A 22,477-nucleotide genomic window follows, 5' to 3' on the forward strand; every position below is an offset into this window, starting at 1 on the left:
CCCCCCCCCACCCCCCCCCCCCTCCCCTCCCCCCCCCCCCCCCCCCCCCCCCCCCCCCCCCCCCCCCCCCCCCCCCCCCCCCCCCCCCCCCCCACTACAGGTGGAGCTTTGCGCTGCTACTCTTGGGCCGACTTCCGGCAACAGGCAGCAACATGGATCGACGTCGTTTCATCGGTGGTACGGCCTTGGCGGCGGCCTTGCCGCTTATCGGCATGCAAGGCGCGATGGCTGCCACGCGCGGGCAATTGCTCGCTGCTGGCCTAAACAAAGGCGATACGGTCGCCCTGGTCAGTCCGTCCTCAGCCAGCAGCGGGCGGCTCAGCCTGCAGCTGGCGCGCGAGGCGATGGAAGCCTTTGGCTTCGTGGTCAAGACAGGCGCGCATTACGCCGCCCGCCATGGTCATCTTGCTGGCACCGATGCCGAACGCGCGGGTGATCTCAATGCCATGTTCGGCGACAAACAGGTCAAGGCCATCATCTGTGTGCGCGGCGGCTCTGGTGCTGCACGGCTGTTGCCGCTGCTGGACTACGAGCGCATCCGCGCCAACCCCAAGGTGCTGCTCGGCTACTCGGATATCACCGCGCTGCATTGCGCGATCCAGGCCAAGACCGGACTGGTCACCTTCCACGGGCAGATCGGTGCAGGCAGCTGGAACCGCTTCAACGTCGATCAGTTCGAGCGCGTGTTTTTCAAGCGTGAGCTGATGCAATACCAGAACCGCAGCGAGAGCGACGACGAGCTGGTGCCGCGCGACAACCGCACGCTGACCCTGCGCGGTGGCAAGGCCCAGGGCGAGTTGGTCGGCGGCAACCTGACCGTGCTGACTGCCTTGGCGGGCTCGCCTTACCTGCCGGATTTCAGTGGCAAGATCCTGTTCCTGGAGGACGTCGCCGAAGCCCCTTACCGCATCGATCGCATGTTCAGCACCTTGAAACTGATGGGCGCGCTGGACAAGATCGCCGGCTTCATCTTTGGTGAGTGCACCGATTGTTCGCCGGGTGATGGTTATGGCTCGTTGACCCTGGACGAGATCTTCGACGACTACATCGTGCCGTTGAAGATCCCCGCTTATCGCGGTGCGATGATCGGCCACATCAAGGAACAGTTCATCGTCCCGGTGGGGGGCAAGGTGGAGATGGATGCCGATGCCGGTACGTTCCGGCTACTGGCACCGGTGCTGGCCGGCGCTTGATGGTCAGGACGACGCGGCGGGATGCCGTCACGTCGTCAAAGTCCAAGGCTTACTCTTCTTCGTCGCTGCTTTCATCCACATCTTCATCTTCGGGCGACAGCCACCAGGCATGGCCGTCTTCGCGCACCGGTTGCGGACACTCACGGGTCTCGATGGCGTCAAGGTGACGGCCAGGTTGGCCGGCAACCCAGTCTTTCAACAGCTTCTCGACCGATAGGCGGCTCTGCGCGGCAATGCCCAGATTGCGCTCGACCTGCCATTGTTCGACCTGCTCCTCGTCCGATTCCTGCGCATGGCTATGCGGCGCGCCGTAGCTGCACCGCAGGCAGTAGTGACGGATGCTGCTGGTCCAGTCTTCTGCGTAGCCGATGCCTGGCGCGCTGGCACGCAGCAAGGCGCTGATATCGTCGCGGCTGTCCGCGCGCACGAACACCACGAAGGTCTGGAACTCGGACGGCTGCAGTCGTTCCAGCTCATTGAATACGTGCACTTCACGCTCGCCGTCGAAGCGGGAGCCGGTGGGCGCGCCGTCATGCAGCACGATGTCACCAAAGCGGTGGCCGCTTTCCGGCAGCGGCACGTTGAGGATGCGTGCGCGTACCGGGTCGATGCGGCGCATGAACACCGTCTCGCCGGTGCTCCAGGGATTCAAACGTACCACGGCGACGCCGAAGTCGGCATCGATGGGGCCGTCACCTTCGGGAAGGGTGATGTCGCAGGCGGCCCATAGTTCGCGCACGGTCACCCATTGGCCCAGACCGGTGGCGGCGATGGCGGCGTTCCAGTGCTGGGCCTGGCTGAACTCATCCGCCAGTTCGATCGCGCGCAGGTTGTCGCGCAGCGAGCCGGCCCATTCCATCTGGTACTTCAGTGCCAGTCCGCGCATGTAGTGATAGAACGGGTTGTCCGGGTGCTGCTGTAGCAATACGTCGAAATTCTGTGTGGCGCTTTGCAGTTCGCCTTCGTCAACTGCGGCGTACGCATTGTTGTGGACGCTTTCAAGATCGGGCTGTTCGATGGTCATTGCGCGCGGCAGCATTTGGGGGGCGGCAGATGATCGCATGCGGACTGTGTTTCCGGATCGGGCGTACAGCCATGTGATCGATATGCCGAATGGTTGTCAGCGCCGGCTGGGTGCAGCACCTGTGTAGTCAGGGCTGCGCGTTAACATGCCAATAACAGGACTCTTGCCAGCATCGGCACCGAAGCGTGGTCATCGGTCGTTGTCTGGATGCACCGTGCGCAATGAAACCCCGTCTTTGGCTTGCTGGAGCAGTGCAATGAGCAGCAGAAGCATGCGGTACACAACATTGGCAGCAGTGCTGGCAGTGACGGTGGCGTTGGTAGGCTGTGGCAAGCAGTCGACAGCCGATGGCCCCGCGACGGCGGCCCCGACGGTAGCTACACCAGCAACGGATGACCTCCCGCAGGCCGCCCAGCAAGCGCTCAAGGTTGAGGTGTTCAACCCCGGCGACAGCGGCATCTTCGCGGTGTCTTCCGAACTGCTCACGGGTGCGACTGATGCGGTACTGGTCGATGCGCAGTTCTCCACCGCCGATGCGGCCAAGCTGGTCGAACTGATCAAGGCATCCGGCAAGAAGCTGACCACCATCTACATCAGCCATGGCGACCCGGATTTCTACTTCGGCCTGGAGACCCTGCATGCCGCGTTCCCCGACGCGCAGATTCTGGCCACGCCGCAGACCATCGCGCATATCCAGGCCAGCAAGGACGAGAAGCTGAAGATATGGGGGCCGCAGCTGGGTGCCAATGCGCCGAAGCAATTGCTGGTGCCTTCACCTTTGCAGGGCGACAGCCTGCAGTTGGAGGGGCAGGAGTTGAAGGTGATCGGTCTGGACGGTGCGAGCCCGCAGCGCACAGCCTTGTGGGTGCCGTCGATCAGGACGGTGATGGGCGGGGTGTTGGTGGATGCAGGCTCGCATGTGTTCATGGCCGATACGCAGACACCGCAATCGCATCAGGATTGGCTGACCGCGCTGCAGCAGATCAAGGACCTGGCGCCGGCGCGGGTGATTCCCGGTCACTATGCGCAGGGTGCGCCACAGGATCTGGCGGCGGTGGAATTCACCGCCAACTACATTCGCGCCTTCGATGAGGAAGTTGCCAAGGCCAAGGACTCGAACGCGTTGATTGCAGCAATGAAGCAGCGCTACCCGGGCCTGCAGGGCGAAGCATCGTTGGAACTCAGCGCCAAGGTTGCCAAGGGCGAAATGCCCTGGAAGTAATGGCGTAGTGCAGAATTGGCGTCATGCCAATCTTCAAGGAGGATCATTGTGAAAAATCGCTTTCTTGCTGTTCTCTTCATCAGCGTCCTGGCTACAGGTATCGCCTACGCCAAGGAACCCATTCGCGTGGATGCGTCTTCGGATGCTGCAGCTGAATCCAGCTGGAAAAGAATGACGGAATCGGCCACTCCTGCAAAAAGGCAGAAGCTGATGGTGGCCATGGTTCAGATCAATCTGGCCGGTGTGAACTCGGCATACGACCTGGTGGCTAATCCCGAGTTGCAGAGCTTTGGCATCGCCAAGGTAAAAGACAAGGTTGCCAACCTGAATGCTGACGAGATCATTGAGTTGGGAAATCGCACTCCCGGCGTCCAGGTTCAGGTCCAGTCGGTCCAATAAGGCCTGGTGACGTATTCAAGCAGAACCGATCCCGTAGATGGACTTGGTTCTGGGGAAGGCACGCTTGCTGCAAGTCATATTTCTGTCCCGGCTGGATGGACGCTGGGATGTGGCGTGGTCTTCTTTGCCTTGGGCGCGCTGTCTTCCGCAAGGGAAGCGCCACCTGGATCAGGAAATTGGGTTGGAGGCGCGATCCGCCGCGGAGTTGGCAAGGCGTTTCTTCGCCTTCGCTGCATACATGGCGGCATCGGCGTGGCGCAGCAGCGCATCGGCGTCGGCACCATCGGCGGGGAAGCAGGCCACGCCCACGCTGGCGTCGATCTGCGGGGTATCGCTGCCAAGGCTCTGCAGCAGGGCCAGCCGCGCACGCAGGGCTGTGGCGATATTCAGGGCATCGGCGGGGCTGGCGCAGGCTGGCAGCACGGCGACGAATTCGTCGCCGCCAACACGGGCAATCAAGTCGTTCTGGCGCAGGCCGTCGCGCAACTGGCGGGCGGCATCACGCAGCAGGCGATCGCCGGCTTCGTGGCCGTAGCGGTCGTTGGCGGCCTTGAAGCCGTCCAGGTCGATGTAGAGCAGTGCCAGTCCGCTGCCGTCGCGCCCCGCACGCTCCAGTGCCGCTTCCAGCTCGCGCCGCAGGTGGTAGCGGTTGGGCAGGCCGGTCAGTGCGTCGTGGCTGGCCAGGTGCTCCAGCTGTCGCTCGATCCCACGCAGGGCGGTTACTTCATGGCCAACGCCGATGCGGATGCCGTATTCCGGCAGCCATTTGGCCGACCATTGGATGTCCACCACGCTGCCATCCTTGCGGATGTAGCGGTTGCGGAAGTTGGGACGTGGCCGGCCTGCCATCGCGTCAAGCGCCGATTGCTCGGTGGCGGCGCGGTCCTCGGGATGTACCAGGTCCATGATCTGCCGGCCTTTGGCCTCGGCAGGCGGGTAGCCGAAGATGGTCTCGAAGGCGGCATTGACCATCAATATCTCGCCATCAGGGGCAACCATGCATACCGCGTCGGGTAGCAGATCCAGGACTTCGCCGAGCAGTGGCAACTTGAAGGGCATGTGGAAGCACAACAAATACGAAGGCTGGGATTATGCCGTGTCCAGATTGCCGCGTATGTCAGGGCGCAGCCCACGCAGGCGGGGAGGCAGACCGCTGCAGTGCCTGGGGCTGAAGGTGGCCGGCGCCGGGACCCGGTTGTGGAGATCGCTGCCGGTCTGCAGTGGTTGGAAAGATGCACGGAAACTTGCCAGCGGGCGCCCGCATCAGCGCGGCTCCTGGCTGGTCCGGCTGCGAAAATCCCAGGGATTACCGCGAGTTGGCCGTCGCTGTAGGGCCTTGTAGAGCACCTTCGATAGAACCTGAAGCGACGGTTTTGCTACCCTGTGCTTCTTTGGGTTATGGGGCTGCTCCCCGCGGTTATTTCCATGGTGTGGTTGCGTGTAGCTCTGATTTTCCCGTTGATCGTGATCAACACGCTGGCCCATTGCCTGCCGTTGTTCGTGGTGGCGCTGTTCAAGGCGGTCCTCCCGCTGAACTCGGTGCGCCGGGCTTGCAATCCCTTGCTCACCGGCCTGGCCGAAAGCTGGATAGCGGTGAACAGTGCAATGATCCACGCCTTCACCGCGACCCGCATTACGGTCAGTGGTACCGAGGGGCTGGAGCGCGACGGGCATTACCTGGTGCTGGCCAACCACCAGAGCTGGGTCGATATCCTGGTGCTGCAGAAGGTGTTCAATCGCCGCATCCCGCTGCTGCGCTTCTTCCTGAAGCGCTCGCTGTTCTGGGTGCCGGTGCTGGGTCTGGCCTGGTGGGCCTTGGATTTCCCGTTCATGGGCCGCTACAGCCGCAAGCAGATCGCCAAAAACCCCGAGCTGGGGCGGCGTGACATGGAAGTGACCCGCAAGGCCTGCGAGAAATTCGCCAGCATTCCAGTGGCGGTGATGAACTTCGTCGAAGGCACCCGTTTCACGGCTGCCAAGCACGCTTCGCAGAGCTCGCCGTTCAAGCACCTGCTCAAACCCAAGTCCGGCGGCGTGGCGTTCGTGCTGGATGCGATGGGCAAGGGCCTGCATGCCTTGCTGGACGTGACCATCGTCTATCCCAAAGGCATCCCGTCGATGATGGACCTGATGGCCAATCGCCTGCCGGAAGTGAGGGTGCTGGTGCGCAAGCTGCCTATCCCCGCTGAGTTCATCGGCCGCAACTACCAGGAAGATCGCAACTTCCGCGCGCAGTTCCAGCAATGGATGAATGGCTTGTGGTTGCAGAAGGATGAAGACATCGCCCGTCTGCTCGAGAACAAGGCCTGATTGATACCGATCGGTTTTGCAGAAACCCCTCGGTTTTTGTAGGAGCGGCGTAAGCCGCGAAGCCGAGATTGCCGAGACACCGGGTATTTGTGCAGCCTGACAATACGCCAGCTTCGCGGCTTACACCGCTCCTACAATCTGCGCGTGCCGGAAGCCGATGCGGCATAGGTGTAAAGTGCGCGCCAACATCCGTATTGAAGAGATCTGCGCATGAGCATTGATGCCGCTTTCTATCCCATTGGCACCCCCGGTCAGGCATGGGCTGCGCCGGAGCGCGCTCAGTGGCTGGCCCAGCAACACGTGCAGCGCAGCTATGCCGAAGAAGTGCTGGTCAAGATCGACGCGTTGCGCGAGCGCTTTGACGTAACGCAATACGGCGAGCTGGACTATCCGTCGGGCCGCTATCCGCTGTTTGCGATCCGCAGCCGCAACTGGGACGAGGCGTTGCCGGTGATGTTGGTTACTGGTGGCGTACACGGCTATGAGACCAGTGGCGTGCAAGGCGCGCTGCAGTTCGTGGATCAGCACGCCGATCACTACGCCGGCCGCTGCAACCTGCTAGTCGCACCCTGCGTCAGTCCGTGGGGCTATGAGCGTATCCAGCGTTGGAATGCCTTGGCACTGGACCCGAACCGTTCTTTCGTAGACAACAGTCCGGCGCAGGAGTCGGCCGCGCTGATGGCGCTGGTTGCTCCCTTGCAGGGGCGCGTGCTGATGCATATCGATCTGCACGAAACCACCGATACCGACGAAACCGAATTCCGCCCGGCACTGGCTGCGCGCGACGGCAAGCCGTTCGAGCCGGGCGAGATTCCTGACGGCTTCTATCTGGTCGATGACACCGAGAACCGCCAGCCGCAGTTCCAGCAGGCGGTGAATGCCGAAGTGGTCAAGGTTACCCATCTGGCCCCGGCCGACGAGCGCGGCGAGATCATTGGATCGGCCGTGGTGGCCGAAGGCGTCATCGAATACCCGCTCAAGGCCTTGGGCCTGTGCGCGAGCGTCAGCGGTGCGCGTTACACCACCACCACCGAGGTCTATCCAGACAGCGCCAAGGCAACGCCGCAGCAGTGCAACGACGCCCAGGTTGCGGCGGTGATCGGTGCTTTGGACTACGCGTTGGCGCATCGCTGAGCGGGCGGACAGGTAAGTTTGCTGAAGGCCCACCCGGCGTAGCCGGGTGGGCTTTTTGTTTGCATGGCCGGATGCCTGTTTTGTAGCCCGGGCAAGCGCAGCGCTCCCGGTAAGCACGCGTAGCAGCAGGTTGTGCGTCTGCGACGCGGCAGGTAGGTGCTGTCCATCACCCAGCTACACGTTGTGTATCCGGAAGGCAGTGTTGCCTTGCGATGTTCACATCCCCAAGCAGCGGCTTATGCAACATGGCGACCATGAACGCTTCGATCCTTCTTTTTGCGGTGCTTGCGTTGGTCGGGCGCCAGGCCCAAGCCGAAGACGCGCCGGAATTCGATCGACCCGGTATTGGCTTTGCCACCAGTACGGTTGGCAAGGGCGCGTTCGTCTGGGAACAGGGCTTGCCCGATGCCAGTCGCGATCACAGCGATGGGCTGATCACCACTGCATGGACCGCAGACACGCTGCTGCGGGTCGGGCTTGCCGATACCTTGGAGCTGCAATTGGGTGCGGACAGTTGGAGCAGGTTGCGTGTACGTGGCGCTGCTGTGCAGGTGCGGGAAAGCGGTGGCGGTGACGGCAATGTCGCGCTCAAGTGGGCGCCGAAACTCGCCGATGAGCAGCTGTCGCTGGCGTTCAAGGCCGGTGCCAGCCTGCCTTGGGGCAGGGCGCCGTTGGGTGATGTGGGGCACGACTACGATCTGGGCATCAGCGTGGCATGGGCGCTACCGCGCGAGCGCAGTGTGGCGTTCTATGTCGATCGGCAATGGGGCGACGGCGGCAGCGGCTGGTTGCTCTCGCCCAGCTATGGTTTCGCATTGCGGCCACAGCTGTCGGCCTACGTCGAAGCCGGCTACGGCACCGGCGCACAATACATGCGCGCGGCCGGTGCCGGTATGACCTGGATGATGAGCCCGCGCGTGCAACTGGATGCGTCGTTCCTGCGCGGGCTGGACGCCGACACCACTGATTGGCAGGGCGGTGTCGGCGTGTCGATGTACTTCAATTGAGCGCAGGGTTCAGCGATTGACCGCCGGCCCATACACGCCGCTGTAGCCGGCCGCGCAATCGCTGCTGCAATCACTGGTGAGCATGTTGCGCACGATCAGGCCGGCGTTGTTCTTCGAGCGGAAATGGCCGACGCCGCTGCTGGTATCGCCACCGCCGAAGTTGTACGGACTGCCATCGCTCCAATCCCAGTCGAAGCTGTAGGCGCTGCTGCCGGCACCGATGTCGACCTGTGCGTAGACATTGGTGGCGCTGTTGAACAACGCACCGTCGGCGCAACCGGCGCTGTAGCTGGTGGTGAAGCAATGCACCTGGTCACGCGAGCCGGCAGTGATGGTGTAGAAGCGGATGCCGGTATAGGTTGCCGGGAAGGTGCGCAGGCTGCCGCTGCCACTGCCGGTCCAACGGTTGTAGCCGTAGTAGCTCACGCCGGTGCTCGGATACAGGCCGAAGGTGTAATAGGTGTACGGGTAAACATAGGCTTCGGCATTGCAGGTTGGCGCCAGCGCGGATTGATAGCCGGTGCTGCGGCAGGTCTGCAGGCCGCGCAATCCGCCAGCGATGTTGATGAAGCGGCGCACGCTGCTCTGATTGGCGTTGTACTTGATCGACGCCAAGGCCATGGTCGCGCCCAGCGAATGGGTGACGATGTCCACCTGGCTCTTGCCGGTATAGGCCTTGACCTTGTCGATGAAGGTCTTGAGCGTCTGATAGGTGGCCGGTGCGTGGTAGTTGTTCTGCGGCGCGGCGCGCTCGCTGGCGCTGAGGTAAGTGATGCCGAACAGTTCGCAGTCGTTGTAGCCGGCGGCCTTGAGCTCGGCATACATCGAACGCGGCGGGGTGTTGTAACCGGTCACCGCGCCGGCTGGCATGTCGAAGCTTATCGCGCTGTCTCCATTGCCGGGAATGAACACAACCGGGGTCTTGCTCGCGGTACAGCTGCCGCCGCCAAACCCGCCCTGGCCAACACCGGGGTTGAAACCGCCTGCGTATTGGTTGGCCGTGCCGGTGCAGGTGTAGCCGTTGTTGCTGCCGCATTCCAATGCCTTGGCGCTGCCAGGTACCAGCATCAGCATGGCGCCGGCCAGCGGCGCGGCCAATGCGCTGAGCAGGCAGGAAGAAATGACGGGGACAGATCGAGTGTTCGACATCTGACAGCTCCGGTAGGTTTGCGTGGTGACCCACGCAGCATCCGCCCGGACCGCCAAGGCAGGCAGTGTCCTTTAGGGAAACTTGCAGTGCAGCACGGGCTGCGAGATTACTTGCGCTTGCGTATCAGCATTGTGGAGGCCTGCAGGATGGCGCGGGTCAGCAAGGCCATGGTTTTGACCTCGCCCTTCCAGTGCTGCCAATACAGCGGCACGTCTTCCCAGGCGCGGGCTTTGACGTAGACCAAGCGTCCGCTTTCCAGGTGCCTGCGTACCAGCGGCAATGGATTCATGGTCCAGCCCAGCCCGCCCAGGTTGGCGTGGACGAATGCTCGTGTGGAGGGAATCCACCAGGTAGGCGCGTTGTACGCCTGCTCCACACCGGCCAGCCGGCGGGCGTAGCGAGCCTGCATATCGTCCTTGCGGTTGAACACCAACACCGGTGCCTGTGCCAGCGCCTGTGCAGTCACGCCCTTGGCGAAGTGGCGGGCGTGGAACTCGGGCGTACAGGTCGCGGCGTAGCGGATGCTGCCCAGTGCATGGATCTGGCAGCCCTGTACCGGCTCGGACAAGGTGGTGACCGCGCCCATCACCGCACCCTGACGCAACAGGGCAACGGTGTGGTCCTGGTCTTCGGTATGCAGGTCCAGGGTGGTGGAGGTGCTTTGCGAGAAGCTCTGCACCGCCTCCGGGAACCAGGTCTCCATGCTGTCGTGGTTGACCGCGACCGGGATGCTGGCCCGTGGCAGCTCGGCATCGCTGAGGCCGATCCGCTCGAAGGCGTCGCGCTCAAGCAGGGCGGTCTGCTCGGCCAGCTGTACCAGCACCTGGCCCTCCAGTGTTGCCTCGGTGGGGATGGTGCGCTTGATCAGCAGTTTGCCGACTCTGTCCTCCAGCGCCTTGATCCGCTGCGATACCGCGGAGGCGGTTACGTTCAGCGACAGTGCGGCGCGCTCGAAGCTGCCTTCGCGGATGACGGCGGCGAGCGCCCGCAGTTGGGCGTGATCGATGCGCATATTAAGTTCTGCTAATGATGGTTAACGAAGTTTAGCTCTACTTTTCCGTGCTGCATTGCGACAATTGCCGCGTCCGGACGTGCCGGTGGGTTCTCCCGCAGCGTCCATCCCCCAGGCAATAAGGTTTTTCCCCATGTTTTCGGTTATTTCCGCCCAAGCTGCCGGCAGTGCCTGGCTCAGTGGTGCCGGTGTCGGTATCGGTCTGTTTGCCATCGTCGGCGCGCAGAGTGCGTTCATCCTGCGCCAGGGCATCATGCGCCAGCACGTGATTCCGATCATTGCCACGTGTTTTGCCATCGACGCGGTGTTCATCATGGCCAGCGTGGCAGGCCTGCGTCAGCTGACCGCGCAGTTGCCGTGGCTGACTACCGTACTGCTGTGGGGCGGCGTTGCCTTCCTTACCTGGTACGCGGCGCAGTCGGCGCGGCGTGCGGTGGTGGGTGGCGGCGGCATGAACCTGGATGACAACGGCGAGCAGTCGCTGCGCACGGCGCTGATGGCTGCGGCCGGTTTCTCCATCATCAATCCGCATTTCTGGCTGGACATGATGGTGATTGGTTCGATCGCCGACAACTTCGGTGAGTCGCGCATGGCCTTCGCCATCGGCGTGGTGACCGCCAGTGGCGTGTGGCTGACGGTGCAGGGCTTGGGCGCCCGGATACTGGCGCCGTTGTTCACCAAGCCGTCCACCTGGCGGATTCTGGATGGCACCATCGCGGTGATCCTGAGCGTGCTCGCCTTGACCCTGGCGATCCGCGGGGTCAACTGAGAGCAGCTTGCAACCGGGCAGGCTTCGGCCCTGCCCGGCTAATGGCGGCATGCTTCCGGACTAAACGTCCGTGTTCCAGCGTGCCGGCCACTGGAGGATGAAGTCCTCCACCTTTGCCAACGGCATTGGTCGACCAAACACATAGCCCTGGCCCTCGGCACAGTGCTCTTCCTTCAGCTGGTCCAGTTGCGCCTGGGTTTCGACACCTTCGATGGTGGTGCTGATGCCCAGCTTTTCGCATAGGTGCGATACCGCACCGATGATGGCGCTGCCCTGGCTTTGTTCACCCAGATCGCGGACGAAAGACTTGTCGATCTTGACCTTGTCGAACGGGAACGCACGCAGGTACCCGAGCGAGGAATAGCCGGTGCCGAAGTCATCCATCACGATCGACACGCCGGCTTTCTTGAGCCGCAGCAGCTGCGCTGATGCCGCCTCGATGTTGGCGATCAGCGCGTTTTCGGTGATCTCCAGTTCCAGCCGTGGCGGCGCCAGCCCGGTTGCTGCCAACACCTGCTCGACGCCTTCGGCCAGAGTGGGCTGGGCCAGCTGCGATACCGACAGGTTCACCGCGATCTTCATCTGCTCCGGCCACTGGCTTGCATCCTGCGCGGCCTGGCGAAGCACCCATGCGCCCAGCGGCAGCATCATCCCGATATCTTCGGCCAAGGCCAGGAACTCACTGGGTTCGAGCAGGCCACGTTGCGGGTGATTCCAGCGCAGCAGTGCTTCAAAGCCGGCGACCTGGCGCAGGCGCAGATCCACCAGCGGCTGGTAGTGCAGTTCAAACTGCTGCTGTTGCAGGGCTGCGCGCAATTCGGTCTCCAGCTGCCGGCGGCGCTGCATGCGGGTGTCCATCTCCGCTTCGAAGAAGCGGTAGCAGCCGCGGCCTTCGTCCTTGGCCCGGTACAGCGCCAGATCGGCGTTGCGCATCAAGGTGTCGGCGTTGGCCTGGTTGTCGATCAGGACGATGCCGATGCTGGTGCTGATGGCGAACTGGTGGTTCTCCAGTTCTACGCTGCGGCCCAGTTCCTCCACCAACCGTGCAGCCAAGGATGCTGCTGCCTCGGGGGCGCGGCTTTCCGGTGCCATCAAGATGGCGAATTCGTCGCCGCCCAGTCGGGCGACCAGGTCGTTGCCGCGCACACAGCCGAGGATGCGCTGGGCGACTTCCTGCAGCAGCCGGTCGCCGGTGGGATGGCCAAGGCTGTCATTGACCTCCTTGAAACGGTCAAGGTCGAGCAGCAACAGCGCGCTGTGGTGACCGCGGCGTGCGGCGATCAGGGCCTGGTCAAGTTTCTCGAACAGCATGTTGCGATTTGGCAGCGAGGTCAGTGGATCGTGCTGTGCGAGGTAGGCAATGCGCGCCTGTGCCTGACGCCGCGCGTCCACGTCCTCCAGCACACCGGCCCAGCTGCTCAGGCTGTGGCCGATGCGGGCGCCGCGTGCGCGCAGCCAGCGCCACTTGCCGTACAGGTCCAGCACGCGGAACTCCACGTCCAGGGAGGCGGCGTGGGTGGCGGTGAAGCTCTGCTCCAAGGCGATTTCTATCTGTGGCAGGTCATCTTCGTTGACCCGCCGCAGCCAGCCCTTGCCCAGTGCATGGTCATCGGGTTGCCCGGTCAGCTCACGCCAACCGGTCGCCGACAGCACCGTTCCATTGCGGTCAGATTGCCAAAGCACCAGTGCGCCGGCTTCGGCGACGGCGCGGTAACGCTGCTCACTGGCCTGGAGGTCCCGGGCCAGGTCGCGCGCTTCATCGGCGCTCTTCTTCAATGCATCGACGGTGCCGCTGAGGCTGCTCTGCAGACTGCGTACTTCGCGGATGCGGGAAGGCTGTGGGTCGGGCAGGGCGGCGACATTGTCAGCGACGCTGTGACTGCGCTGGGCCAAAGCCCGGATCGGCAGCAGAATGCTGCGGGCGACGGCGTTGGCCCAGAGCAGGGCGATCACCGCTGCGACGATGCCGCCGAAAATGATCCCCAGCAGCGGTTGTTGCCAACGCGCCTGGAAGCTCTGTTGTGGTTCCCCTACCACCAGGGTCCAGCCCGGCGCAGCCTGCAACCGGTGGAACGCGAAGATAACCGGCGTGCCTTCATTGCTGCTGGCATCGAACAGCCCGTGCTTGCCGCCGCTGCGTTGCAGTACCCGCCAGTCGGGTACCTGCTTGCCGATGTAGCGTTCCGGTGACAGTGATCGCGCAGCAATTACGCCATTGTTGTCGACCACCGCAGCCAGCAATTGTTGGTCGTTGCCGGTACCCATGATGCTGGCGATCAGGCGATTGGAGGGTTGCACCATGGTCAGCACGCGGACGTCGTCGGCATCGCCGAAGGGCAGGGCGATGGCCACTTCCGGGGTATTGGAGATCGCGTTGGTGAACAGGTCCGAGACCTTTACCTTGTCTTCGCGGCGTGCGTCGTCCAGCAAGCCAGGCGGCAGTGTACGGGCCTGCTCGCTGTTGTCCTGGATCAGCCGGATGTCGGGATTTTCGCGTGCCCATGCCCGCAGCTCCGGGGCGGTTTCCTGCAGCTGCGGTGCCAGCAATGACAAAAGGCGTAGTTGGTTGACGTTGTCTTCGATGCCCTGATCGACCCCGCGTGCCAGTGCCGTGGCGGTTTCCTGCAGGCGTTGCTCGGAACTGTGCCGGTAGTCGCGGGCTGCATTCCAGACTGCTATGGCACCGATCACCAGCAAAGGTAGCAGGGTGGCAAGGATCAACAGATGCAGTCGGGAATGGAGACCACGGGTACGCGGCAACTGCTCAAGCGCTGCCGATGCGGTAGTTGCCAAGCCTCAGTCTCCGGTTACCGTTGCGGCGTAGTGCAGTTGGCAGCCGCCCCCGAGTGGCTGCCGCGGGCGGGGTGGCGCTGTTATGGCACGAACCCGGTACGGTTGGAAAGTACGGCTGGAGCCAAAAGGGAGGGCTGTGCACTGGTCCTCACTGTCCAATTCAGGCCGTGCAGAGCGGGTGTAGGTGGCAGCATTCGATGCGTGATTGCGGTCACGCTATCGCAACGGACTGGCTGCACAGGCCCTTGCATCGTTCGCAAAGCCCGTAAATAACGCTGCGGGAGCTGGTTTCCTGGCTCCCGCTGCAAGCCTGATGGCTGCCCATATCAGTGGCGCTTCTGGCTCAGCATCCACTCCCACATCGCGGGGTTGCGATAGGTTGCATCCCAGGCGTTGTGCTGGACGTCGGGGTACTCGGTGTAGCGGAAACCCGCCCCAAGTTGCCGGCTGGCAGCGGCGATTGCGCGATCGTCGGTGGTTGGCACCAGTTCGTCGAGGGCGCCATGGAATATCCAGGTAGGCACGTCGCGCAGGCGGCTGACGGCGCTCTGGTAGGGATCGGCGGCATCGGCCACCTGGTCGACCATCAGTCCGGGTCGGTCGGCACGCGGCGCTGTCAGTGCGCCGCAGATGGGCACCATTGCGGCGAATTGGCTGGGCCGGGTCAGGGCCAGCTCCCAGCTGCCATAGCCACCCATCGAGATGCCGGTCAGATAGATGCGTTGTGGATCAGCGGCGAACTCCTTGCTGGCCGCGTCCAGAACCGCCAGCGCCATGCGCGCGTTGCGTCCGCGCCATTCCTCGCCCTCAGGCACCTGTGGGAACACCACCAGTGCCGGGAACGTATCCATGTTCTGGTTGAGCCAGGGGCCAATCCCGGCCAAGGTAGGTTTGAGCCCGTCATCGCCGCGTTCGCCGGAGCCGTGCAGGAACAGCACCAGCGGCCGCGCGCCTGGTGCTGTGGCAGTAGTGGCTGGCACGAACACCTGGTAACGGAACAGACGGCCCTCGAAATCGAGCTGCCGCGCGACGAACTGCCCCTTGGCCTGTGCGGTTTTGGCGGTTGAGGGCAGGCTGTTGCAGCCCATGAGCATACCCAGCAGACATAGCGACAGCAGAATGCGACCCATTACGTTCGGCTCCATGGCAGAGGCCGCCAGCCTAGCCTGATTTGGCGTGTGCCAGAATGCTTGGAGATACACCGCTGTGGCGGTCTGCGTTGTTATTGGGAGTTGTGGATGAAAAAACTGCTGATCGTTGCCTTGGCAACTTTGTTGACCGCCTGCAGCCAGGGCCTGAGCGGCACCTGGAATGATGGCGCGGGAATGCTGAGCTATACCTTTGACTCCGATGGCAAGGTAACGGTTGAAATGCTGGGCAAATCGCAGCAGACCCGCTATACCCGCGACGGCAACATCCTGAAGGTTGCAGTGCCTGGCAGCGAAGCAGAGTCGGTGGACTTCACCATCAACGAAGATGGCTCGCTGCAAGGCCCGATGGGCGTACGTCTGCACAAGCAGAAGAAGTGACGCCGTACGCGCAGATTGATCAGCGCTGATGCTGGCCGTTCATGTGGACGCCGGCAGCTGGTCTTGAAACCCAGGCTCTTGCCAGCGGGAGCGGGATAGCTGACGCTTTCAGCATCCGCGGATGGTGCGGAGCTGTGCTTGAACGTGCTCAAGACGCGTGCAGGTAGCCTTCGATTTCTCGTGCGGCTTTCCCAACTTGTGCGCTCAATGAGGTTTTCATATCCGCCGGCAGCACCGAACGCGGGACCATGATGCTGATCGAGGCCAGCACGTTGCCATCACGGTCGCGCAATGGATAGGCCACCGCCGAGACGCCGGGTTGGTAGAACGATTCGCTGATGGCGTGGCCGCGCGCACTGTCGTCACCCAGCAGCTCGATCAGGTCCTGCGGTGTCTTTGGCCCTTGTTCGGAGGTAAGTGTAAATGCCGGTTCCGGGAACAGTGAGCTCAATTCCTGCTCGGGCATCGCCATCAACAGCACGCGGCCTATTGCGGTGCAATGGGCGGGGAGACGTGTGCCAACGCTGACGCCGGTAGGCAGTTCGCCGATCGCGCTGGCACGGGCTACGTACACCACGTCGCGTCCATCCAGTACGCACAGGTGCGCAGAGTAGCTGGTGGTATCACGTAACCGTTGAATGATGGGCTGCCCGATCTGCACGATGTCCATTGCTGATAGATAGTCAAAGCCCAGTCGCAGAACGCTGATGCCAAGGCGGTAGCTGCCACTGGCGGTGTTGCGATCCAGAAAGCGCATCTGTTCCAGCGTCTGCATGGTGCGATACGCGGATGCTTTGGGCATGCCGGTGCGCTGGCAGACCTGGGTGAAGCTCAGTTCACCGCGTTGCCGTCCAAACAGCAGCAACATGTTCAGACCCCTCTCCAGTGCCGGTACCATGTAGCGATTGGGTTCTTTTGCCGTTGTTGCTTGAGGCGTCGACATATCCGTCCTCCCTTTAGTTGAAGACAAGGCCGTCATTGGCGGGCAGGGTCTGCCCGCTGACGAAACCTGAAAGAGCTGACAGCTGGTATTTCACGATGCCGTCGATGTAGGCGGGTATTGCACCCGCTGCGAGGGGCGCCCGTTCTCGCATGAAGCATGGCGTTCGGCAGAGAAGTATTCGGCGTTTTGTTGCCGGATAAGCCTCGGCGCGATTGCATTGACACGGAGGTCGTCGGCGTGCAGTTCAGGCGGCACTGACAACGAAATTTCTGATTCGTTTTTCGCCCGTATCGGTTGCGTGGAGATATGCGTCACGTATCTGCGGTTGTACACAAGTGGTTTTCCGGCGGATGCCTTTCCTGTCAATGGATGGTGAGGGTGAGGTTTTATGTCTGAAACTAAATGTCATTGCGGAAGTTGCAATTAAACATAGCAGCGTCAAGTGGGCTGGCAATCAGGGAAGTTGCCATCTGCGTGTGCTGTTACTCACAGATCCGATGCTCAGTGTGACTCGCTTGTTGATTGGAGTAGCCGGTCTCGGCTTTGCTCGCGTGCTGGGTGCAATTTTTGTTTAGTTGGTGAAACTGAGGCGGCTTCTATTTGGTCGCCTATGCTCTTTGAATGCGGTGGTTGCCCGCGTTGGACGGCAAGCGGTGTTCCGGCAATGGATGGCGTGCGTGCCGGTGTGGGGTATGAATAGCTGTCATTTTGAGTGCTCAACTTATTCGCTATTTGAATATTATTTGGTGCTTTTAGGTTCCCTTGGGGGTTTTCCGTATCCATCAGGTGGTACATGGGCTGGAGCGGGGTGGGGAGAGGTTGCGTTGATCTCTCGAAACAGGGATTCAAGAAATTTTCGTGTTGGCCGATATAATTGGCAGTTTTCCGCGTGGACCATTTGTATCTGTCATGGTGATTATCTCGGCAGTGTTTGCAGCATTGATTGCCGGAGGCCTGGTCTGGCTCTGGCAGCGACGCGGTGGCGATGCGGCAGGTCCGCAACGGCAGCTCCGTGTGCCGCCGTTGGTCAGTGCAGCGACAGTCGAGGATGCTGCGGTCGTGGTCAGCGTTGATGATCTGCAGCGGCGCTTCCTGCTCAGCGCGCTGGGTGTCGCCGATACGCCATCTGATGCGCTGCGTGTGCAGCGTGCGGTGGTGGATGACGTGGTTGCGGCACTGAGCCGCGCCGACCTGTCCTCGCGCTACACACCGCGTCGACCAAACCTGCTGCCGCAGCTGATCCAAAGCGTGAATGACAGTGCGGCTTCGTCGCGCTCCATCGCCCGCATCATTGGTAGCGATGCGGTACTGGCGGCAACGCTGCTGCGTATCGCCAACAGTTCCCTGTACCGGCTGCAACGGCAGGACATCCAAAGCATCGAGCGGGCGGTGACGCTGATCGGCAACGATGGCATCCGTCAGATCATTTCCGCTGCCTTGGTGCAGCCGGTCATGGAGTCGGCGCGCGGCGTTGACGCTGAGTTTGCGCGCTTGTTATGGGATTACACATTGCGGGTATCGCTCGCTGCTGCCGACCATGCGCGCAGCGTTGAGCGCGAGGATGGCTTCGCTGCCCAGTTGGCTGGCCTGCTGTTGGGGCTGAGTGCGGCCATGGCGATGCAGGCTGCTGCCGATGTATTGGCGCGGCCGCCGCTGCGGGCACGTGAGCCGGGTACCTTGTTGGAAGTATTGGAGCGCTGCAGCGCGCCGACCGCGGTGCGGATTGCCGGGAATTGGAAGTTGTCGGCGCCGATCGTGCAGGCGCTCAAGCAGGTGGACGTGCCCGCTGCTGCCGGTCTGGCGCGCTCGTTGCAGATTGGGCAGCTGGCCGCCAGTGCGGCAATGCTGCACTCGCAGGGTTTGATGAGCGAGGCTGAGGCCAATGCAGCGCTCGCCAGCCAAATGCCCGAACACGTGGCGGCATGGTTGTGGAAGCGGATGACACAAACGGACGGCACATTGGAGTGAGGCGGGCAGCGCCGGGATGCGGCGCGTACGGCGTCCCTGTCCGGATGTCGAATGGAATACCGCCTCGCAATGTAGGCTGCACAGGCTAGAGCTGCGACTCCAGCGGCAACCAGCTGATCACCTGGGTGCTGGCGCGCTGCATCAGCCCGGTGTCTGGTTCGGTGCGCAGGCTGATCGGTGGCGTGCTGGCCCGATCCAACCAGCGCAATTCGTGGTCCTTGTTGAGATACACCCAGTAGCTCAGCTCAGCACTGGACAGACGCAGGTATTCCTCGCGTAGCCGTGCAGCCAGCACCGGATCATCGAACAGCGCGCCCATTTCGGTATTGAGGTAGGCCGAGCGCGGGTCGAGGTTGAACGAGCCGACGAAGCCGCGGCGGTCATCCACCACGAAGGCCTTGGTGTGCAGGCTGGCACCACTGCTGCCGAAGGTGGATGCCTTCTCGATGTGCCCACGGGCCTTGAGCTCGTACAGCTGCACGCCGCCGGCCAGCAGCGGGCGCCGGTAGTGCATATAGCCGCTGTGCACGGCGGGTACGTCGTTGGCTGCCAGCGAGTTGGTGATGATGCCGACCTGCACGCCGCTTTGGACCTGCTGGATCAGGCCCTTGGTGCCGACTGCGCCGGGCACGAAGTAGGGCGAGATCAACAGTGACTTGTGCTCGGCGCTGCTCAGCACCTCGACCAGCCGGGTGACCAGCCATTGGCTGCTGTCACCGCCGCTGGGTTTGCGTGGCGGGTCGGAGCGGATCCTTACGCCGTCGGTCCAGTGCAGGTCCAGTTGCTTGCTGAGGTAGGCATCGGTGAAATGCGCTCGCACGCGTTGCAGATAGGGTTCGGCTTCCTGTTGGCGGCCGTCGAGTTCGGCCTGGCTGATGAAATTGGCCATCTGCTGGTCGGTGCTTTGATGCAGGGCAGCGATCGGCACCACCGCATCGCTGTTCCAGAACTCATCGAAGATTGTGCTGGCGTCGTTGGCGACCGGGCCGGCCAGCAGCAGGTCCAGGTCGCGGAAGTTCACGTCCGGGCGCGCGTCGAAGTATTCGGCGCCGATATTGCGGCCGCCAACGATGGCGACCCGGCCGTCAGCGATCCATGCCTTGTTGTGCATGCGATGGTTGATGCTGAAAACCCGCTGCACCATCTCGACCAGTCGCCATAGTCCGTCGCGGTTGCGGAACGGGTTGTACAGGCGGATCTCGATGTTGGGATGGTTGTCCAGCGCCAGCATCTGTGGGTCCAGCCCGGCGGCGTTCATGTCGTCCAGCAGCAGACGCACGCGCACGCCGCGCTCGGCGGCCTGGTAGACGTCATGGGCCAGCAGGTGGCCGAGCAGATCGTCGTGCCACATGTAGTACTGCAGGTCCAGGCTGCGTCCGGCCTGGCGGGTGATGATGGCGCGCGCTGCGTAGGCCTCAAGACCGTCAGACAGATACACCGCGCCGCTTTTGCCTGGGTGCTCGGCCAGCAAGGGCTGCAGTTGGCGATCGATCAAGGTCTGTTGCGCCTGCAGTGGCAGGGCCTGCGAAGGCGTGCCGACAGCCTTCGGGGTGAGGTGGTCGCCCAGCAGCAGGCCGCTGCCGATCAGTAGCAGCACAACGGCCAGCAGATAGGCCAGGAACCGCAGCAGGCGTTTGGGGCGATGCTTGTTTTCCATGGGCGCATCCTAACGGTGTTCGTGACTTTGCGGCAGTTTGTCCTGATTCCATGACGTTCCGGGGGTGCGGGGGACGCCTCGGGTGGGCGAGAATCGGGGTTTGCGTTTGCCGCGAGCCCTGTAATGACCGAACGTTCTTCCTCTTTCCGAGCGCCCAGTCTGGTGCTGCAGATTGTCATCGGCCTGATCGCCGGCATCGTGCTGGCGATGGTATGGCCAGCCGGGGCGACCGCCGTTGGCCTGCTCGGCACGGTATTCATTTCCGCGCTGAAAGCGGTCGCGCCGATTCTGGTGCTGGTGCTGGTCACCGCCTCCATCGCCAATCATCAGCAGGGGCAGAAGACCCATATCCGGATGATTTTGTTCCTGTACGTGATCGGCACCTTGGCCGCGGCCATGGTGGGCGTAGCAGCCAGTTTCCTGTTCCCCAGTACGTTGACGCTGAAGGCCGTCGAGACAGGCATGAGCGCGCCTGGCGGTATTGGTGAGGTGCTCAATACCTTGCTGATGCAGATTGTCGACAACCCGGTGCACGCGCTGCTCAACGCGAACTACATCGGTTTGCTGGCATGGGCGGTTGGCCTTGGCCTTGCTCTGCGCCATGCCAGCCAGACTACCCGCAGCTTGGTCAGTGATTTCTCCGATGCGGTCACCTGGGTGGTGCGGCTGGTGATCAAGTTGGCGCCGCTGGGCGTGTTCGGTATTGTTGCGTCGCTGCTGGCCGAGTCCGGGCTGGGTGCATTGAAGGACTACCTGCATCTGTTGGCAGTGCTGATTGGCGCGATGCTGTTCATGGCCTTCGTGGGCAATCCGCTGATCGTGGCGGTGGTGACCCGCCGCAACCCCTATCCACTGGTGCTGCGCTGCCTGCGCGAGAGCGGCATCACCGCGTTCTTTACCCGTTCCTCGGCGGCAAATATCCCGGTCAACATGGAGTTGTGCCGCAAGCTCGGCCTGCATGAGGACACCTATTCGGTGGCGGTTCCGTTGGGCGCGACCATCAACATGGCCGGTGCGGCGATCACCATTTCGGTGCTGACCCTGGCGGCGGTGAATACCTTGGGCTACGCGGTGGACCTGCCGACCGCGCTGCTGCTCAGCGTGGTTGCCGCTATTGGTGCCTGCGGTGCCTCCGGCGTGCCGGGTGGCTCGCTGTTGCTGATTCCGCTCGCCTGCGGCCTGTTTGGCATTCCCAATGAGATCGCCATGCAGGTGGTCGGTGTCGGCTTCATTGTCGGTGTGGTGCAGGACTCGGCTGAAACCGCTTTGAACTCGTCTACCGACGTTGTGTTCGTCGCGGCGGCCGAACAAGCGCGCGGGCGCGCCTGATGGCCATGGCCGGGCGCATCACGCCAGCGGTACGCATCGGCGTTTCGATAGCGATTGCGACTGGCCTGTATGGCATTTCGTTTGGTGCGCTGGCGGTGGCATCGGGGTTCAGCGTGGCGCAGACCGTCGCGCTGAGCCTGTTGATGTTCACCGGTGGCTCGCAGTTCGCTTTCATTGGCGTGATCGGCGCTGGCGGTGCGGGTGCAGCGGCGTTTGGTGCGGCCACGCTGCTGGGCATTCGCAACGCGGTGTACGGGGCGCAGATCAACCGCATGCTGCGCCCGCGGGGTTGGATGAGGCCGTTGGCGGCGCAGGTCACCATCGACGAATCGGCGGCTACTGCGGCCAGTCAGAGCGATCCGCAGGAGCAGCGGCGTGGTTTCTGGGTGGCCGGGCTGGGTGTTTACCTGTGCTGGAATCTGTTCACCCTGCTAGGGGCATTGCTTGGTGACGCACTGGGTGACCCGCGCCAGTGGGGCCTGGATGGCGCCGCTGTTGCGGCCTTCCTGGGATTGCTGTGGCCGCGCCTGCGTTCGCGTGAGCCGGTGGCGATTGCTGTGGTCTGCGCCTTGGTGACGGTGCTGGCGCTGCCGTGGGTGCCGCCGGGTGTGCCGATTCTCTTGGCTGCAGCGGTGGCCGCGGTTTGGGGCTGGTTTGGCAGGGGCCCGGCGGATGAGGGGTTGGAGCCCGATGTTGCGCCCAAGGTCGAGCAGGAGTCGCTGCCATGACGCTGTGGGGGTGGATCGTATTGGGCTGCGTTGCGGCTTGGGCAATCAAGTTCGCAGGCTACCTGGTGCCGGTGCGTTGGCTGGAATCGCCACGGATGAACCGCGTGGCCGGTTGCTTGACGATAGGCCTGCTGGCCTCATTGACCGCGATGAATACCGTGTCGGCCGGGCAGGGCTTGGCTTTCGATGCGCGCATCGGCGCGTTGTTGGCCGCGGCCGTTGCCTTGATGCTGCGGCTGCCGTTTCTGCTGGTGGTGATTATTGGTGCGGCGGCTGCAGCAGTGATTCGATTGCTATGAACGACCGCTTG

The 22,477-nt window shown here is 62.8% G+C and carries 21 protein-coding genes; 13 read left to right on the plus strand and 8 right to left on the minus strand.

All coding sequences use genetic code 11. From position 1 onward, the window contains the following. The first annotated feature begins 152 nt into the window (after positions 1 to 152). Entirely contained in the window at positions 153 to 1,193 is a 1,041-nt protein-coding gene (locus ACVOLZ_RS12540) for a S66 peptidase family protein (RefSeq protein WP_481516438.1), read from the plus strand. A 49-nt stretch (positions 1,194 to 1,242) separates the two neighbouring features. On the opposite strand, the gene ACVOLZ_RS12545 is transcribed toward ACVOLZ_RS12540, so the two are convergent. Then, the gene (locus ACVOLZ_RS12545; RefSeq protein WP_481516439.1) at positions 1,243 to 2,217 is read right to left on the minus strand and encodes a tetratricopeptide repeat protein; all 975 of its coding nucleotides are present in this window, start codon (positions 2,215 to 2,217) and stop codon (positions 1,243 to 1,245) included. Between the two features lie 256 nt (positions 2,218 to 2,473). Here ACVOLZ_RS12545 and ACVOLZ_RS12550 point away from each other — a divergent pair, with 256 nt between their 5' ends. Together ACVOLZ_RS12550 and ACVOLZ_RS12555 are read left to right on the plus strand one after the other, a co-directional pair. Beyond that, positions 2,474 to 3,439: an MBL fold metallo-hydrolase gene (locus tag ACVOLZ_RS12550; RefSeq protein ID WP_481516440.1), complete on the plus strand. Its 966-nt coding sequence runs from the start codon at positions 2,474 to 2,476 to the stop codon at positions 3,437 to 3,439. 48 nt (positions 3,440 to 3,487) lie between these two features. Continuing rightward, on the plus strand, positions 3,488 to 3,838 hold the full coding sequence (locus ACVOLZ_RS12555) for a hypothetical protein (protein ID WP_481516441.1): 351 nt from the start codon (positions 3,488 to 3,490) through the stop codon (positions 3,836 to 3,838). A 168-nt stretch (positions 3,839 to 4,006) separates the two neighbouring features. Here the strand turns inward: ACVOLZ_RS12555 and ACVOLZ_RS12560 are convergent, their stop codons facing one another. Beyond that, on the minus strand, positions 4,007 to 4,897 hold the full coding sequence (locus ACVOLZ_RS12560; protein WP_481516442.1) for a diguanylate cyclase domain-containing protein: 891 nt from the start codon (positions 4,895 to 4,897) through the stop codon (positions 4,007 to 4,009). Positions 4,898 to 5,263: 366 nt separating this feature from the next. On the opposite strand from ACVOLZ_RS12560, the gene ACVOLZ_RS12565 reads away from it, so the two are divergent. The 3 genes from ACVOLZ_RS12565 to ACVOLZ_RS12575 all read left to right on the plus strand — a co-directional run bounded on the left by ACVOLZ_RS12565 (position 5,264) and on the right by ACVOLZ_RS12575 (position 8,289). Then, complete coding sequence (locus tag ACVOLZ_RS12565) at positions 5,264 to 6,148, plus strand: acyltransferase (protein WP_481516443.1); 885 nt, start codon at positions 5,264 to 5,266, stop codon at positions 6,146 to 6,148. A 210-nt stretch (positions 6,149 to 6,358) separates the two neighbouring features. Beyond that, a complete protein-coding gene (locus ACVOLZ_RS12570) occupies positions 6,359 to 7,282 on the plus strand; it encodes a M14 family metallopeptidase (RefSeq protein ID WP_481516444.1) in 924 nt (307 codons plus the stop codon). 254 nt (positions 7,283 to 7,536) lie between these two features. Further along, positions 7,537 to 8,289, plus strand: coding sequence for a transporter (locus tag ACVOLZ_RS12575; protein ID WP_481516445.1), 753 nt, complete (start codon positions 7,537 to 7,539; stop codon positions 8,287 to 8,289). A 9-nt stretch (positions 8,290 to 8,298) separates the two neighbouring features. Here ACVOLZ_RS12575 and phaZ7 read toward each other — a convergent pair whose 3' ends face one another. Continuing rightward, positions 8,299 to 9,438: an extracellular native short-chain-length polyhydroxyalkanoate depolymerase PhaZ7 gene (gene phaZ7, locus ACVOLZ_RS12580; RefSeq protein ID WP_481516446.1), complete on the minus strand. Its 1,140-nt coding sequence runs from the start codon at positions 9,436 to 9,438 to the stop codon at positions 8,299 to 8,301. A gap of 107 nt (positions 9,439 to 9,545) precedes the next feature. Further along, positions 9,546 to 10,451, minus strand: coding sequence for a LysR family transcriptional regulator ArgP (locus ACVOLZ_RS12585; RefSeq protein ID WP_481516447.1), 906 nt, complete (start codon positions 10,449 to 10,451; stop codon positions 9,546 to 9,548). A gap of 133 nt (positions 10,452 to 10,584) precedes the next feature. Between ACVOLZ_RS12585 and ACVOLZ_RS12590 the strand changes: the two genes are divergently transcribed. Then, entirely contained in the window at positions 10,585 to 11,220 is a 636-nt protein-coding gene (locus ACVOLZ_RS12590) for a LysE/ArgO family amino acid transporter (RefSeq protein WP_481516448.1), read from the plus strand. A gap of 60 nt (positions 11,221 to 11,280) precedes the next feature. Here ACVOLZ_RS12590 and ACVOLZ_RS12595 read toward each other — a convergent pair whose 3' ends face one another. Together ACVOLZ_RS12595 and ACVOLZ_RS12600 are read right to left on the minus strand one after the other, a co-directional pair. Continuing rightward, a complete protein-coding gene (locus ACVOLZ_RS12595; RefSeq protein WP_481516449.1) occupies positions 11,281 to 14,013 on the minus strand; it encodes a bifunctional diguanylate cyclase/phosphodiesterase in 2,733 nt (910 codons plus the stop codon). Positions 14,014 to 14,339: 326 nt separating this feature from the next. Further along, the gene (locus tag ACVOLZ_RS12600) at positions 14,340 to 15,143 is read right to left on the minus strand and encodes a carboxylesterase family protein (protein WP_481516450.1); all 804 of its coding nucleotides are present in this window, start codon (positions 15,141 to 15,143) and stop codon (positions 14,340 to 14,342) included. A gap of 108 nt (positions 15,144 to 15,251) precedes the next feature. On the opposite strand from ACVOLZ_RS12600, the gene ACVOLZ_RS12605 reads away from it, so the two are divergent. After that, the gene (locus tag ACVOLZ_RS12605) at positions 15,252 to 15,542 is read left to right on the plus strand and encodes a hypothetical protein (RefSeq protein ID WP_481516451.1); all 291 of its coding nucleotides are present in this window, start codon (positions 15,252 to 15,254) and stop codon (positions 15,540 to 15,542) included. A 148-nt stretch (positions 15,543 to 15,690) separates the two neighbouring features. Here ACVOLZ_RS12605 and ACVOLZ_RS12610 read toward each other — a convergent pair whose 3' ends face one another. Next, entirely contained in the window at positions 15,691 to 16,485 is a 795-nt protein-coding gene (locus tag ACVOLZ_RS12610; RefSeq protein WP_481516452.1) for an IclR family transcriptional regulator, read from the minus strand. A 350-nt stretch (positions 16,486 to 16,835) separates the two neighbouring features. On the opposite strand from ACVOLZ_RS12610, the gene ACVOLZ_RS12615 reads away from it, so the two are divergent. Both ACVOLZ_RS12615 and ACVOLZ_RS12620 read left to right on the plus strand, forming a co-directional pair. Next, positions 16,836 to 17,060: a hypothetical protein gene (locus tag ACVOLZ_RS12615; RefSeq protein ID WP_481516453.1), complete on the plus strand. Its 225-nt coding sequence runs from the start codon at positions 16,836 to 16,838 to the stop codon at positions 17,058 to 17,060. Between the two features lie 334 nt (positions 17,061 to 17,394). Further along, complete coding sequence (locus tag ACVOLZ_RS12620) at positions 17,395 to 18,453, plus strand: HDOD domain-containing protein (protein WP_481516454.1); 1,059 nt, start codon at positions 17,395 to 17,397, stop codon at positions 18,451 to 18,453. Positions 18,454 to 18,538: 85 nt separating this feature from the next. Here ACVOLZ_RS12620 and ACVOLZ_RS12625 read toward each other — a convergent pair whose 3' ends face one another. Beyond that, on the minus strand, positions 18,539 to 20,110 hold the full coding sequence (locus ACVOLZ_RS12625; protein ID WP_481516455.1) for a phospholipase D family protein: 1,572 nt from the start codon (positions 20,108 to 20,110) through the stop codon (positions 18,539 to 18,541). A 123-nt stretch (positions 20,111 to 20,233) separates the two neighbouring features. Here ACVOLZ_RS12625 and sstT point away from each other — a divergent pair, with 123 nt between their 5' ends. The 3 genes from sstT to ACVOLZ_RS12640 are packed head-to-tail and all read left to right on the plus strand — an operon-like array spanning position 20,234 to position 22,466. Next, positions 20,234 to 21,439, plus strand: coding sequence for a serine/threonine transporter SstT (gene sstT / locus ACVOLZ_RS12630; RefSeq protein WP_481516456.1), 1,206 nt, complete (start codon positions 20,234 to 20,236; stop codon positions 21,437 to 21,439). 5 nt (positions 21,440 to 21,444) lie between these two features. After that, a complete protein-coding gene (locus ACVOLZ_RS12635) occupies positions 21,445 to 22,167 on the plus strand; it encodes an AzlC family ABC transporter permease (RefSeq protein ID WP_481516457.1) in 723 nt (240 codons plus the stop codon). Further along, positions 22,164 to 22,466, plus strand: a complete 303-nt coding sequence (locus ACVOLZ_RS12640) for an AzlD domain-containing protein (RefSeq protein ID WP_481516458.1) — start codon at positions 22,164 to 22,166, stop codon at positions 22,464 to 22,466. Before ACVOLZ_RS12635 ends, ACVOLZ_RS12640 begins: the two co-directional genes overlap by 4 nt. The last annotated feature ends 11 nt before the right edge of the window (positions 22,467 to 22,477 follow it).

The sequence above is a fragment of the Stenotrophomonas sp. STEN020 genome (assembly GCF_056760195.1).